This window comes from Streptomyces sp. NPDC058295 (assembly GCF_042880655.1).
Lineage (GTDB): Bacteria > Actinomycetota > Actinomycetes > Streptomycetales > Streptomycetaceae > Streptomyces > Streptomyces coriariae.
In genome coordinates, this window is sequence record NZ_JBHVYO010000017.1 from 121,586 (window position 1) to 134,572 (window position 12,987).

At 71.3% G+C, this 12,987-nt stretch carries 15 protein-coding genes; 11 read left to right on the plus strand and 4 right to left on the minus strand.

Going from position 1 to position 12,987, the window contains the following annotated elements; translation table 11 throughout:
* Positions 1–36: 36 nt before the first annotated feature.
* Positions 37–924 (minus strand): carbohydrate ABC transporter permease, encoded by an 888-nt coding sequence (locus ACFVYS_RS20155; protein ID WP_389503756.1) that lies wholly within the window; start codon positions 922–924, stop codon positions 37–39.
* A complete protein-coding gene (locus ACFVYS_RS20160) occupies positions 921–1,775 on the minus strand; it encodes an ABC transporter permease subunit (protein WP_362535270.1) in 855 nt (284 codons plus the stop codon). The genes ACFVYS_RS20155 and ACFVYS_RS20160 overlap by 4 nt, the downstream gene beginning before the upstream one ends.
* A 323-nt stretch (positions 1,776–2,098) precedes the next feature.
* On the opposite strand from ACFVYS_RS20160, the gene ACFVYS_RS20165 reads away from it, so the two are divergent.
* Positions 2,099–2,686 (plus strand): hypothetical protein, encoded by a 588-nt coding sequence (locus ACFVYS_RS20165; protein WP_389503757.1) that lies wholly within the window; start codon positions 2,099–2,101, stop codon positions 2,684–2,686.
* Between the two features lie 14 nt (positions 2,687–2,700).
* Here the strand turns inward: ACFVYS_RS20165 and ACFVYS_RS20170 are convergent, their stop codons facing one another.
* Positions 2,701–3,600: an alpha/beta hydrolase gene (locus ACFVYS_RS20170; protein WP_389503758.1), complete on the minus strand. Its 900-nt coding sequence runs from the start codon at positions 3,598–3,600 to the stop codon at positions 2,701–2,703.
* Positions 3,601–3,960: 360 nt separating this feature from the next.
* Between ACFVYS_RS20170 and ACFVYS_RS20175 the strand changes: the two genes are divergently transcribed.
* From ACFVYS_RS20175 to ACFVYS_RS20190, 4 genes are all read left to right on the plus strand, one after another.
* On the plus strand, positions 3,961–4,335 hold the full coding sequence (locus ACFVYS_RS20175) for a hypothetical protein (RefSeq protein ID WP_028806388.1): 375 nt from the start codon (positions 3,961–3,963) through the stop codon (positions 4,333–4,335).
* 211 nt (positions 4,336–4,546) lie between these two features.
* The gene (locus tag ACFVYS_RS20180) at positions 4,547–4,915 is read left to right on the plus strand and encodes an ArsR/SmtB family transcription factor (protein WP_385672807.1); all 369 of its coding nucleotides are present in this window, start codon (positions 4,547–4,549) and stop codon (positions 4,913–4,915) included.
* Positions 4,916–5,149: 234 nt separating this feature from the next.
* Positions 5,150–6,412, plus strand: coding sequence for a DUF3500 domain-containing protein (locus tag ACFVYS_RS20185; RefSeq protein ID WP_389503760.1), 1,263 nt, complete (start codon positions 5,150–5,152; stop codon positions 6,410–6,412).
* A gap of 159 nt (positions 6,413–6,571) precedes the next feature.
* Complete coding sequence (locus ACFVYS_RS20190; RefSeq protein ID WP_389503761.1) at positions 6,572–7,039, plus strand: hypothetical protein; 468 nt, start codon at positions 6,572–6,574, stop codon at positions 7,037–7,039.
* A gap of 4 nt (positions 7,040–7,043) precedes the next feature.
* On the opposite strand, the gene ACFVYS_RS20195 is transcribed toward ACFVYS_RS20190, so the two are convergent.
* Positions 7,044–7,271 carry a hypothetical protein gene (locus tag ACFVYS_RS20195; RefSeq protein WP_389503763.1) on the minus strand — a complete coding sequence of 76 codons (228 nt, stop codon included), beginning with the start codon at positions 7,269–7,271 and terminating at the stop codon, positions 7,044–7,046.
* A gap of 402 nt (positions 7,272–7,673) precedes the next feature.
* On the opposite strand from ACFVYS_RS20195, the gene ACFVYS_RS20200 reads away from it, so the two are divergent.
* Genes ACFVYS_RS20200 through ACFVYS_RS20225 form a run of 6 tightly spaced genes read left to right on the plus strand, consistent with a single transcriptional unit; the run spans position 7,674 to position 12,935 of the window.
* Positions 7,674–9,098, plus strand: a complete 1,425-nt coding sequence (locus tag ACFVYS_RS20200) for a sensor histidine kinase (protein WP_389503765.1) — start codon at positions 7,674–7,676, stop codon at positions 9,096–9,098.
* The gene (locus ACFVYS_RS20205) at positions 9,095–9,517 is read left to right on the plus strand and encodes a roadblock/LC7 domain-containing protein (RefSeq protein WP_054245159.1); all 423 of its coding nucleotides are present in this window, start codon (positions 9,095–9,097) and stop codon (positions 9,515–9,517) included. Before ACFVYS_RS20200 ends, ACFVYS_RS20205 begins: the two co-directional genes overlap by 4 nt.
* Positions 9,514–9,879 (plus strand): DUF742 domain-containing protein, encoded by a 366-nt coding sequence (locus tag ACFVYS_RS20210; protein ID WP_389503767.1) that lies wholly within the window; start codon positions 9,514–9,516, stop codon positions 9,877–9,879. Before ACFVYS_RS20205 ends, ACFVYS_RS20210 begins: the two co-directional genes overlap by 4 nt.
* The gene (locus ACFVYS_RS20215; RefSeq protein WP_389503769.1) at positions 9,848–10,474 is read left to right on the plus strand and encodes an ATP/GTP-binding protein; all 627 of its coding nucleotides are present in this window, start codon (positions 9,848–9,850) and stop codon (positions 10,472–10,474) included. The genes ACFVYS_RS20210 and ACFVYS_RS20215 overlap by 32 nt, the downstream gene beginning before the upstream one ends.
* Positions 10,471–11,715 carry a cytochrome P450 gene (locus tag ACFVYS_RS20220; protein WP_389503771.1) on the plus strand — a complete coding sequence of 415 codons (1,245 nt, stop codon included), beginning with the start codon at positions 10,471–10,473 and terminating at the stop codon, positions 11,713–11,715. Before ACFVYS_RS20215 ends, ACFVYS_RS20220 begins: the two co-directional genes overlap by 4 nt.
* The gene (locus ACFVYS_RS20225) at positions 11,712–12,935 is read left to right on the plus strand and encodes a cytochrome P450 (RefSeq protein WP_389503773.1); all 1,224 of its coding nucleotides are present in this window, start codon (positions 11,712–11,714) and stop codon (positions 12,933–12,935) included. The genes ACFVYS_RS20220 and ACFVYS_RS20225 overlap by 4 nt, the downstream gene beginning before the upstream one ends.
* Positions 12,936–12,987: the final 52 nt, after the last annotated feature.

The window sequence follows — 12,987 nt, forward strand, 5'->3', positions numbered from 1 at the left end:
GGGGCGAGGTGCGGGATCAGCTCTCGAGGTGCGGGGTCAGCTCTTGACGGCGCCGGTGAGCACGCCCTTGGTGAAGTACTTCTGGAGGAAGGGATAGACGAGCAGGATCGGCACGGTGGCGATCACCAGCACGGCCATCTGGATCGTCTGCGGCGCGTTGACCGTGGCCTCGCCGGTGGTGGTGTCGGTGAGGCCGGAGCCGGCCACGACGTAGGTGCGCAGCACCTGTTGCACCGGCCAGTGGTCGCTCTCGAGGTAGAGCGAGGCGTAGAACCAGGAATTCCAGTACGCCACCGCGTAGAACAGTCCGACCACGGCGAGTGCCGCCTTCGACAGCGGCAGGACGATGGACCACAGGGTTCGCCAGTCCCCGGCGCCGTCGAGGCGGGCGGCCTCGTACAACTCCTCGGGGATGCCCTGGAAGAACCCGCGCAGCACGACCAGGTTGAAGACGTTGACCAGCACCGGGAGGACCAGGGAGCCGTAACTGCCCAGCAGGTCGAGCTCCTTGACCAGCAGGAAGCCCGGGATCATGCCCGGCGGGAAGAGGAAGGTGAAAAGGGTCAGCAGCAGGACCGGGCGGCCGCCGAACACACCGGGGCGGGAGAGGGCGTAGGCGAGGGTGACCGTGCAGAGCAGGCTCAGCGCGGTGCCGACGAGCGTGACGCCGGCGCTGACGGCGAGGGCGTGGGTGACGATGCCGCCGTCGAGGATGTCCCGGTACGCCTCCAGGGTGGGGTGCTCGGGCCACAGCACCCAGCCGCCGTTCGCGACGACCTCGCTCGGGGCGGCGAGCGAGGTCGACACGATGACCAGGAAGGGCACACAGACCAGGAGGACGACCGCGGCGAGGGCGACGGCCTTCGCGGCCTGGGTGGCGGGCCGCGGCTTCTCCATCCAGCCGGGTCGGACGTGGGCGCTCACCGGTAGACCCCCTGTTCGCCGAGACGGTGGGCGACCCGGTTGGCCGCGTACACGAGCAGGGCGCCGACCAGGCCCTTGAACAGGCCCGCGGCGGCGGCGAATCCGTAGTCGCCGCCGACGATGCCGCGGTAGTAGACGAAGGTGTCGATGACCTCGGCCGTCTGCGGGCCGACGGCGTCGCGCTGGAGCAGCATCTGCTCGAAGCCGACGGAGAGGATGTCGCCGAGCCGCATGATGAGCAGCAGCACGATCACCGGCCGGATCGCCGGCAGGGTGATGTGCCAGAAGCGCCGCCAGGGCCCGGCGCCGTCGATCGCGGCGGCCTCGTAGCTCTGCTCGTCGACCTGGGAGAGCGCGGCGAGGAAGATGATCGTGCCCCAGCCGGCGTCCTTCCAGATCACCTGCGCGACGACGAGCGGGCGGAAGGCGTCGGGGTTGCCGACGATGTCGACGGTGTGCAGACCCGCGTCGCCGAGGTAGCCGTTCACCATGCCCGTGTCGCCCAGGACCTGTTGGAACAGGGCGACGACGATCACCCAGGAGACGAAGTGCGGCAGATAGGCCACGGACTGCACGAAGCGGCGGACCGTGCTCCAGGTGAGAGTGTGCAGGAGCAGCGCGAGGCCGAGCGGGACGGGGAAGTAGAAGACGAGTTGAAGGACCGCGATCCAGAGGGTGTTGAGGACCGCGTCCCAGAACTCGGCGTCCTCGAACATCCGCCGGAAGTTGCCGAGGCCGACCCATGGGCTGCCCCAGAGCCCGTCGAACGGCACGTACTCCTTGAAGGCGATGACGTTGCCGGCGAGCGCGCCGTAGTGGAACACGAGGAAGTAGGCGAGCCCCGGCAGCATGAGCAGGAACAGTGTCCGGTTGCGCGTTCCCTGAAAACGTTTTCGCTCTTTCCGGCGCCGAGACGGGCGACGGGACGCGCTGTTCTCTTCCGACTTACTGGGGTTCTCACGCAGCAACGTCGCCACGGAGTCTCCTCCCCTCAAGGGTCGAGTGAGGTGACGTTAAAACGTTTTCAGAACCCGGGTCAACACTTCTGACACAGGCCGGACGCACCCCCGTGGGTGGGAACCCCGCGGCATGGCACCCTGAGATGACGGGTACTCAGGGACCGGAGTCCTCGCGGACATGACACGCACGGACATGACACGCAGGGGAGAGAACGGTGCTCACTCGGAGTTCGGTGATGGTGTGCGCGGCCGCGGCGCTGGCGTTGGCCGGCTGCTCGTCCGGGGACGACGGGAAGGCGGCGGAGCCGACGGACGAGACCGTCGTGACGGCGACCGTCTCCGACGCTCCACCGTCACCCGTCACCCCCTCCGCCTCGCCCTCCGTCTCCGCTTCCTCCGCCCCCTCCGCCTCGCCCTCCGGGTCGGTTCCGGCGTCGGCGAGCCCGTCGCCGGTACCCGTCACCGGCCCGGACCAGAAGCTGGTGACGATGACCGTCAGCGGCGGCTTCGCCGGGGTGAACCGGCAGGTGGTCCTCCGGGGCGACGGTACGGTCCGGACCACCGACAGCGGCGAGTCCGCGGTGCGCCGCACCACCGCGGCACAGTTCACGACGCTGCGGACACTGCTTGGAGATCCGGCGCTCGACGATGTTCCCGCGTTCGCGATCGACATGGGGTCGGCGGACAAGTTCCAGTACACGCTTCAGTTCGACGGCCGTACGGTCATGACGGACCGATCCACCGACGCGCCCGCGCTGGACCGTCTCATCGGCGCCCTGGAGAAGTGGCTGCCCGCGAACTGAGGAACGCCTCCCGGTCAGGCGCCGACGTCGAATGCCGTGCGCAGGGTGGCGGCCATCAGCGCGATGGCCTCCTTGCCGGCCGGCACCGGGCCGGTGTGGGTGAAGTAGTGGTCGACGCCCTCGAACACGCGGTGCGTGACCGGGACACCCGCGGCCTCCAGGGCCTTCGCGTAGGCGTCGCCCTCGTCGCGCAGGCGGTCATTCTCCGCGGTGATGACCAGGGCGGGCGGCAGCCCGGCGAGGTCGGCGGCCAGCCCGGGCGAGACGAGCGGATCGGCTCGCCCGGCCGGGTCCGCGACGTAGACGCCGGTGAAGATCCGCATGAGCGAGGGGGTGAGCAGCGGCTTGGCGATCCGGGACGGCTTGGCGGCCGGATCGGTCACCATGTCCAGGGGCGCGGAGTCGAGGATCTGCAGGCGTGGCGAGAAGGTGCCGCGGTCACGGGCCGTGCGGCACACCGCGGCCGTCAGGTTGGCGCCCGCGCTGTGTCCGCCGACAGCAAGCCGTGAGCCGTCCCAGCCGCCCGCGTCGCCGTTCCCGGCGATCCACGCGGTGACGTCGTACGCCTGGGTGACGGCGGCGGGGTACGGCCGCTGCGGGGCGACGGCGTAGTCCACGTTGACGACGACGCAGCCGGCCGTTGCGGCTATGTAGCGGCACAGGTGGTCGTCCTGCTCGGGGCGCCCGACGATGAACCCGCCGCCGTGGAAGTTGACGTAGACGGGGGCAGGCGGGCCGTCGGTGCCCGACGGGCGGTAGACGGTGCAGGTCACCGGCCCGGCGCCGGTCTCCACCCGGAGGGTCTCGGCACGCTTGGGGACGTCGGTGAACCGCAGGTCCTTGTGCACGCGGGCCATCATGCCGCCGAGCAGCAGCTGGACGGCTCTGGCCTGGAATCTGGTGGTGAGGGGCATGATCGGTCCCGTCCTCGCGACGCGGAATCAACAGGATTCCTGATAGTGGGGGTCATCCTGCACCGGGAGGGACCGACGGCGCCACACCCTGCGCCCCATCTCACAGCGCCGAAATGGCGAACCCGGGATCGCCCAGGGCCACCCGGGGGCGGCGAGGCGGGATCGCGCGTTCCCGCGAGCGTCACCGATCCGCTCAACTCCCGTACGCGCATGTTCAAAAGAGTGCAGGGATCTTGCCGATCCGAAGTTCCTCGGGCCAGTCCCGAAGCGCGTCACTCGGTCGGGGGACACGCTCCGTACGTTCGGGGAACCAGCGGGGCCGGAGGAGCCCGGGCCCGCGCAAGCGGCAGGAGAAGCGCCGTGGCGAATCTGGAGATCTCTATGAAGGAGACGATGACGGCGATCGAGGGGGCGGTGGGGGTCGCCGTCGTGGACTACACGAGCGGCATGGCACTGGGCACGCTCGGCGGAGGCAAGGACCTCGATCTGAACGTCGCCGCGGCCGGCAACACCGATGTGATCCGCGCCAAGGTCCGCACCATGGAACACCTGGGCCTGAAGGGTGAGATCGAGGACATCCTGATCACGCTCGCCAGCCAGTACCACCTCATCCGGCTGCTCAAGGGCCGTGGCGGGAGCGGGCTGTTCCTCTATCTCGTCCTGGACCGCGGCCGGTCCAACCTGGCCATGGCCCGTCACCAGCTCAAGCGGATCGAGGCCGAGCTCGAGGTGTAGACGACCGGACGGCCGCGGCTTCGCACACCCTCGAATTGAAGATTTCTTCATCTCGACACATCCAGATCAGCGCATCACACGGGTGTGCGGAGCCCGCAGCCACCAGGATCGTGACGCAGCACGTGGCGCGCGGCGGCGTACGGCCGGCCGGGCGGGCCGCCCCGCCATCGCGCACCACGCACCGTACGCGGCAGGGAGCGAGCGATCGATCATGCAGGTTCCCCTCTACCAGGCCAAGGCCGAGTTCTTCCGCATGCTCGGGCACCCGGTCCGCATCAGGGTCCTCGAACTGCTCCAGGGCGGCCCCGTCGCCGTACGGGACCTGCTCACCGAGATCGAGATCGAACCGTCCAGCCTGTCCCAGCAACTGGCGGTGCTGCGCCGCGCCGGGATCGTGGTGTCGATCCGGGAGGGCTCGACGGTCAGCTACGCGCTCGCGGGCGGCGACGTGGCCGAGCTGCTGCGGGCCGCCCGCCGCATCCTCACCGAACTCCTCGCGGGACAGAACGAGTTGCTGGCGGAACTGCGCCAGGCCGATCTGCCGCTGCCGGTTCCGCAGGGCGGCACCGGACGGACGTGACGGGATGGGATGGGCCGCCAGGGGACGGGGGCGGAGGCGGGAACGACGGGGTCAGGACGGAGAGGGGAAGAGGGGGGCCGGGACGGGGGACGGGAAGAGCGGAACCGCGACGGGGACGGGGACGGGGACGGCCGGTCCGGTTTCAGGTTTCCTTCAGGTAGCTCCTGAAGTTTGGGGCCCATGCACGGACACCGACCACGTACCCCCGCATCCGAACGCAGCCGTCGCTGGTTCATGAACAAGGCGCTGCTCGCCGGCGGTGTCGCCGCGATGGCGACCGTGACCGGCTGTTCCTCCGGCGGCTCCGACACCGCCGGTGCCGCCTCGTCCTACGGCGGCCCGGGCGGCATGCCCTCCGGGGGACCCGGCGGCGGCGCCGGCGGAATGGGCCCCGGAGCGAGCGAGGTCAAGTACGCGGACTTCGTCGGTGTCACCACCGACGGCAAGGTCGCGGACGACCTGTACTCGATCCACGCGACGGACGTCTCCACCGACAAGGTCGTCAAGGCCGCCCAGGCGTTCCTGGACGGGCTGACCACCGCGGAGCGCAAGGCCTCCGTCTTCGAGGTGGACGACGACGAGTGGCTGGCCTGGAGCAACGTCGACGGCTATCAGCGCGAGGGCGCCCGGATGGGCGACCTGACCGACAAGCAGCGCGACCTCGGTTACGCGCTGCTCGGCGTCGCGCTGTCCGCCGAGGGGCTCACCCAGACCCGCAACATCATGAAGCTCAACGCGTTCCTGGGCGACTACAGCGGCGGCAACCGGGACACGCTCACCGAGGGCGCCTACTTCTTCACCTTCATGGGCACCCCGTCGACCACCGCGCCGTGGGGCTTCCAGTACGAGGGCCACCACGTGGCCATCAACTACTTCGTGCTCGGCGACCAGGTGGTCATGACGCCCACCTTCATGGGCTCCGAGCCGACCTCGGCCACCTACGACGGCGAGAAGATCACCCTCTTCAGGAAGGAGACGACGGCCGGGCTCACCCTGCTGCGGTCGCTCACCGACGCCCAGCGCGAGAAAGTGATCTCCTCGGAGACCAAGGCCGGCGACAACCTGAAGGCCGGCGCCGGCCAGGACAACCTCAAGCTGGCCTACCAGGGCCTCGTGGCCTCCGGGTTCACCGCCGCGCAGAAGAGCGCCCTGCTGGATCTGGTGCGCGTCTACGTCGGCAACATGGACGACGGACACGCCGAGGTGAAGATGAAGGAGGTGGAGGAGCACCTCGACGACACGTACTTCTACTGGATCGGCGAGACCAAGGACTCCTCGGCCTTCTACTACCGCGTGCACAGCCCGGTCGTCCTCGTCGAGTACGACGCCCAGTCGCCGCTCGCCTACGGCAACAAGGACAGCGACGGTGGCGGAGGCGGCATGGGCGGCCCGAACGGGACCCCGACCCAGCAGCACATCCACACCATCATCCGCACCCCCAACGGCGGCGACTACGGCGTGGACCTGCTCAAGCTGCACCTGGAGAACGACCACTAGGGTCCGGCCGGGCGGCGCGGGTCCGAACAGCGACTCGGGTCTCGAACGAAACACACCAAAACGCCACGGTTCGCCACCCCTTCCGCCACGTAGAGATATCTACCAGCATGCATATGCCCGCTCGGCATGTGGCCGGGGCGGAGGTCACACGGAGCCGACATGAGCGATGCGATGTGGACGCGCGGCGTGGAATGGCTCGCCGCCGCCGCGACGGACCCACGGCTGTGCAAGCGGGAATGGGACCAGGGCGACGGGATCGCCCTGCTGGCGGCGGGCCGTTACTGGGACGTCCTCAGCGTGCCCGACCGGCTGGGCCTGCTCACCCTGGACCTGCTGTGGCAGGCGTCCCGCCCCGTCCCCGGACCCACACTCGTGGACACCGCGTCGCACCGGGTCGGGTTCTTCCTCCCGCCGGATCCCGGCACCCGGTGGATCGGGGCGGGGCTGAGACGCGCGGGCCGCGGCTCCTGGGTGGCGGTCCCGCCGCCCTACCGGGCCGCGCGGTTCCTGGAGTGGCTGGTCCCGCCGGACGGGACCGGGGTGCTGCACGCGCCGGTCACGCTGGAGCTGGCGCTGCGACAGGCCAACGGCACGCTGGCCGTGCTGACCCCGATGTGCGGCCGGTAGCGCTTCACGGGCGGAACGTGCCGTCCTCGTCGCGGCGGAGGCGCCGGGCCGAGGACGAGGGCACCCACTGCATGTCCGAGCGGGCGGGCACGGTCCGCCCGTGGGCCCGCCACTCCGCGACGAGCCGGGCGTAGATCGGCACACGGCACCAGGGCCGGTCCGCCCACAGGGCGGCGCTGAGGAGGCCGGACGGGCAGTCGGCTCGGGGCGGTACGGGCGGCGGTCGGTCCATACCCGGGCCAACGGGGAGGGGCACGCCGGTGGTACGCGCGGGCGCCCCGCGCTCACCGGCACGGGTGAGCGCGGCCCCCGTTCGGAGGCCCACCCCCGTCCGATCGTAGGACCGGCCGGTCTCCTTCCCGCTGTCAGAGCGGTCCTCGTCGGCGCCCGGCAGCCACCACCCGGTCGACGGCGAATAAACGGGCCGTACAACTCGCTTACCGCGTAAGGCAATTCCGACAGTCGACGCAGAAGTGAACAGATACCGGGCACTTTGGGAGGCAAGTCTCGCTCAACCGTGCGGGATCGATCGATGACGGTGTGTACTGTGCTGCGAGTGCCCGGTCCGAGCCCCTCGGATCCGCCCCTGCCCTGAGCACCGAGACGACGTCCGACCCTCCCTGGAACCGAATCGATGATGGAACTACCGGACCTGGTGGCCGGCGGCCTGGCCGCCGGCACACTGTCCGCGCTCGCCCTCGGCGGCGGATTGCTGCGACTGCGGCGGCAACAGACCCGGCAGCGAGCCGAGATCGCCGCACTGCGAACCCAACTGGACGGGTCCGTCAAGGCGTTCACGGCGGAGGTCGAGCATCTGGCGGGCCGGCGGGTGCCCGCCGCCGCCCGGCAGGTGGCCCATCCGCACGTGGCCGAACCGGGCCCGCTCCAGCCGCTGACCACGGGCACCCCGCTGGGCATCGCCCTGGAGAACGTGGTGTTGGCGCTCCAGTCCGAGGTGGCCGCCCAGCGCACCCGGGTCGACGCGGCCGCACAGGCCGGCATGCGCGGCGCCACCCGGGAGATCCAGGCGGCGCTGTACCGGCTCCAGGACGCGCTGCGCGGACTCCAGCAGCGTTACGACGACCCGGAGTTGGCGCAGACGCTGTTCCGGCTGGACCACGAGAACGAGCAGTCGCTGCGCCGCGCGCAGGTCACCGCCGTGGTGTGCGGGGCCTGGGTCGGGCTGGCGCGCGAGGAGTCGCACCTGGTGGACGCGGTGACCGGCGGCCAGGCCCGGCTCGCGGGCTACCACCGGGTCCAGGTCCACAACCACCTCGAGACCGGCACCGCCCTGGTCTCGCACGCCGTCGAACCGGTGGCCATCATCGTCGCCGAACTGCTGGACAACGCGCTCAGGCACTCCGCCCCGGACACCGACGTCGTGGTGAGCCTGGAGCACGTCCACCACGGCGTGTGCGTCACCATCGACGACGCGGGCCTCGGCATGACGAGGGACGAACGAGACCGTGTCCAGCGGCTGGTGGCCGGCGACGACCTCATCCTGCTGACCGACCTGGGCGATCCGCCGCGCATGGGGCTGGCCGCGATCGGCCGTCTCACCCGGCAGTTCGACCTGGGCGTCGATGTCTCCTCGGCCTCGCCGTACGGCGGCGTGCGCGCGGTGCTGCGGGTCGACAGTCATCTCCTCAGCCGTCTCGACCCGGCCGACCGGCCGCCGGCCGCGAGTGCGCCGCGCACGACCCGGAAGGCCGCGGCCGACCGGCCCGCGCCCTCCCACGCGTACGGCACCGAGTCCGGCGCCCCCGAGGCGGCACCGGGGCATCACGAGCCCTCGGACACCGACGGCCTGCCGCAACGCCGTCGCCGCACCCGGGCCGCCGCACCCGAGGAGAGCCCGGCCCGAAGAGCCGCGCACAGACCCGCGCGCACACCGGAGGAGGCCGCGGCCGCGCTCGGCGCGCTCCAGTCCGGCACGGCGGCGGCCCGCGCGGCCGCCGAGAACGCCGGAGCCGACGGCCACGGGGACACCCCGGCCGGCCGGACCGGCGAGACCGACCACACCGACCACATCGACATCGAGGGGGAAGCGGCGAGATGACCAGCCGTAATACGGGCGACACGGCATGGGTGCTGGAACCGATCCTGCAGGTGCCGCACGTGCTGGCCGCCGTCATGCTGACCCGGGACGGACTGGTGACGGGCTACACCGACGCCCTGTCGCAGCCGTCGGCCGAGCGGGTGGCCGCCATCACCAGCACCGTGCAGGGGGCCTGTCGGACGGCGGCGGCCGCGTTCGCCGACCGGGAGCGGGCCGAGGTACGCCAGATCGTCATCGAGTCCGACCACGGCTATGTGCTGATCGTGCCGACCGACCACGGCACCTGCGTGGCCGCGTACGGCGACGGCGAGATGCGGTTGGACCTGCTGGCGCACCGGGTCCACTCCCAGGTGGCGCGACTGGGCGAGAAGGCCATGGCGGCCGCGCCCCGAGGAGCCGACGACAACGCACCGGCATGACCCGCCGCCCGGCCGGCCGTCCCCTCGTCCCCGCGTACCTGTCGACCGGCGGGGTGGCCCGGCCCAGCCGGCCCCATCTGGAGCGGCTGTCGGTGCTCGCCCGCAGCGAGGAGCCGTTGCCGGTCGGCCTGCCGGCCGCCGAACTGGCCCTGCTGGACACGCTGGTGGGCGGCTCACTGGCGGTGGTGGAGGCGGCGGCGCTGCTCAGACTGCCGGTGTCCGCGGTACGGGTGCTGGCGGCCGACCTCGTCGACCGGGACCTCGTTCTCGCCCGCGCGCCGATCCCGCCCGCCGAACGGTTCGACCCCGACCTGTTGAAGAGAGTGGCCGATGGCCTCCGCGCCCTCAAACACCACCCCTAGCGCCGGTTCGCCCGGCGCCGTCCACCACCCCGACACCGCCCGCGATCTGGTGAAGATCCTGGTCGCGGGGCCGTTCGGGGTGGGCAAGACGACCCTGATCGACTCGGTGTCCGAGATCCGGCCGCTGCACACCGAGGAACACCTCTCCGAGGCGTCCGCCGAGGTGGACGACCTGGCCGGGGTGCGGGAGAAGTCGACGACGACCGTCGCCATCGACTTCGGGCGGATCAGCCTCCCCGGCGATGTCGTGCTGTACCTGTTCGGCACGCCCGGGCAGGAGCGCTTCCGCGCGCTGTGGGACGACATCGCCTACGGGGCACTCGGCGCGCTCGTCCTCGTCGACAGCCGCCGCCTCGACGCGTCCTTCGACGTGCTGGGCCTGGTGGAGGAGAGCGGGCTGCCGTACGCGGTGGCCTTCAACGACTTCCCCGACGCGCCCCGCCACCACGGTGTGGAGCGGCTGCGCCAGGCGCTGGACCTGGAGCCCGGGACACCGATGGTGACCTGCGACGCACGGGACCGCGACTCCTCGATCGACGCGCTGCTCGCGCTCGTCGACCATCTGATCGGACGTGACCCCGTGGAGGCCCGGTGACCATCCATCCCCCGGACCAGCGCGACTTCGCGCGTTCCGCGCCGGTGCGGCTGTGGGAGGAGGGCTTCGCAGCCGATCCGCACCGCTACTACCAGGCACTGCGCAGCCAAGGGCCGGTCGGCTGGGCCGAGTTGGCGCCAGGGGTGCCGGCGTACGTGGTCACCGACCGGCGCGCCGCGCTCGACGTGCTGCACGACGAGGAGACGTTCTCGCACGACCCGCGCGCGTGGGAGTCGACCGTGCCCGACGACTCTCCGGTGCTCGGCATGATGCGGTGGCGGCCCAACGCCCTGTTCGCCGACGGGGCAGCGCACGTCCGTTACCGCACCACCCTCATCGACGTCTTCGACCTGGTGGAACCGCACGACCTGCGGGGGCGGGTGCACCGGGCGGTGCGGCTGCTGGTGGGCCGGATCGGGCCGAGGGGCGAGGCCGACCTGGTCGGCGACTTCGCCGAGCCGCTGATGGCGCTGGTCTTCAACGACCTGTTCGGCCTGCCGGAGAGCCAGGGCGACCGGCTGCACTCGGGCGTGGGCAAGATGATGGAGGGCGGCGACCGGGCGACCGTGGGCGAGGCGGAGTACGCCCAGTACGTGCTGGACCTCATCGCCGCCAAGACCGAACGGCGCGGCGACGACCTGCCGAGCCGGCTCCTCGACCACCCGGCGGGGCTCACCCGGGAGGAGGTCACCTGGCAGGTGTTCCTCACCCTCGGCGCCGGGTACGGGCCGACCGCGAACCTGCTGTCCAACACGCTGTCGAGGATCCTCGGCAACCCGCTCTACTACTCCACCCTCACCAATGGCGCCCGCCCCGTCCTGGACGCGGTGGTCGAGGTGCTGCACCACGAGACGCCGCTCGCGAACTACGGCATCTACTACGTCCGCCGGCCCGTGGCCTTCCACGGGGTATGGCTGCGCGAGGCGGTGCCGGTGGTGGTGTCGTACGGGGCACTCGGGATCCTCGCCGAGCGGGAGGTCACCGAGGAGCGGCATCCGAACGACGCCTCGCATCTGTCATGGGGAGCGGGAGCGCATGCCTGTCCGGTGAAGCAGCACACGCTGCTGCTGGTCACCGAGGCGATCGAGCGGCTCACCCAGTGGCTGCCCGACCTCGATCCCGTCGTGCCCCGCGATCGGCTGACCTGGCGGCCCGGCGCGTTCCACCGTTCGCTGACCGCGCTGCCCGTCCGCTTCAGCCCTCGCTCCCCCACTTCCGAACCCTCAGGAGTCCGTTCGTGACCGTGACCGACCGCATCGTCCTCGACCCGTTCGGCACCGATGTCCACGCCGAGAGCGCCCGGCTGCGCGCCCTCGGGCCGCTCGTGCCCGTGGAGCTGCCCGGCGGCATCCCGGCCTGGGCGCCCACCGGGTACGACACCCTCAAGGCACTGATCCTGGACCCGCGGGTCAGCAAGGACCCGCGGCGGCACTGGCGGCAGTGGGCGGAACTCGGCGAGCACCCCTCCTGGGGCTGGATCCTGGGCTGGGTCGGGGTGATCAACATGCTCTCCACGTACGGCACCGACCACGCGCGGCTGCGCAAACTGGTGGCGCCGAGCTTCACCCACCGGCGCACCGAGGCGCTGCGCGCCCGGGTGGAGGCGATCACCGCCGAGCTGCTGGACGCACTGGAGAAGGGCGACGACACCGTCGACCTCAAGGCCGGCTTCGCGCATCCGCTGCCGATGCAGATCGTCTGTGAGCTGTTCGGGGTGCCGGACCACCTGCGGGACGCCAATGTCCGGCTGGTCGCGGCGATCATGGACACCACGGACCCGACCCCGGAGCACGCCGCGCACGTGCAGGAGCAGATCGGTACGGTGCTGGGCGGGCTCATCGCGTACAAGAGCGAGCATCCCGGCGACGACATGACGACCGAACTGATCCGTGTGCGCGACGAGGAGGGCGACCGGCTCGGCGACGAGGAGCTGCTGTACACGCTGCTGCTGGTCATCGGCGCCGGTTTCGAGACGACCGTGAACCTCATCGGGAACGCGGCGGTGGCGCTGCTGCGGCGGCCCGAGCAACTGGCGGCCGTCCGCGCGGGCGAGATCGGCTGGGACGCGGTGGTGGACGAGACGCTGCGGCTGCACCCGCCGATCGCCACGCTGCCGCTGCGGTTCGCCGTCGAGGACATCACCGTGGGTGAGGTGACGATCCCGGCCGGGGACGCGATCATCACGACGTACGCGGCGGCCAACGTGGATCCGGCGCACTTCGGGGCGGACGCGGAGGTGTTCGACGCGGCCCGCGCGGCGGACGACCATCTGGCCTTCGGGATCGGTGTGCACCGGTGCATCGGGGCGCCGCTGGCCCGGATGGAGGCGCTGACGGCGCTGCCCGCGCTGTTCGACCGGTTCCCCGGGCTGCGCCTGGACACCGGGGCCGCGGAGCTGCGACAGGTGCCCTCGTTCATCGCGAGCGGCTGGCAGGAGATCCCGGTCCGCCTGCGGAACTGAAGCACGGGGGTGCGACCGGTCCCCCGTTCCGGTCGTACCCCCGCCGCTCCTC

Bases quoted from the DNA above. Each gene is read 5' to 3' on its own strand.
- ACFVYS_RS20180 (WP_385672807.1), top strand. From the start codon at position 4,547: ATGCAGGTTCCCCTCTACCAGGCCAAGGCCGAGTTCTTCCGCATGCTC.
- ACFVYS_RS20190 (WP_389503761.1), top strand. From the start codon at position 6,572: ATGAGCGATGCGATGTGGACGCGCGGCGTGGAATGGCTCGCCGCCGCC.
- ACFVYS_RS20170 (WP_389503758.1), bottom strand. From the start codon at position 3,600: ATGCCCCTCACCACCAGATTCCAGGCCAGAGCCGTCCAGCTGCTGCTC.
- ACFVYS_RS20205 (WP_054245159.1), top strand. From the start codon at position 9,095: ATGACCAGCCGTAATACGGGCGACACGGCATGGGTGCTGGAACCGATC.
- ACFVYS_RS20200 (WP_389503765.1), top strand. From the start codon at position 7,674: ATGATGGAACTACCGGACCTGGTGGCCGGCGGCCTGGCCGCCGGCACA.
- ACFVYS_RS20185 (WP_389503760.1), top strand. From the start codon at position 5,150: ATGAACAAGGCGCTGCTCGCCGGCGGTGTCGCCGCGATGGCGACCGTG.
- ACFVYS_RS20215 (WP_389503769.1), top strand. From the start codon at position 9,848: ATGGCCTCCGCGCCCTCAAACACCACCCCTAGCGCCGGTTCGCCCGGC.
- ACFVYS_RS20160 (WP_362535270.1), bottom strand. From the start codon at position 1,775: ATGCTGCCGGGGCTCGCCTACTTCCTCGTGTTCCACTACGGCGCGCTC.
- ACFVYS_RS20195 (WP_389503763.1), bottom strand. From the start codon at position 7,271: ATGGACCGACCGCCGCCCGTACCGCCCCGAGCCGACTGCCCGTCCGGC.
- ACFVYS_RS20210 (WP_389503767.1), top strand. From the start codon at position 9,514: ATGACCCGCCGCCCGGCCGGCCGTCCCCTCGTCCCCGCGTACCTGTCG.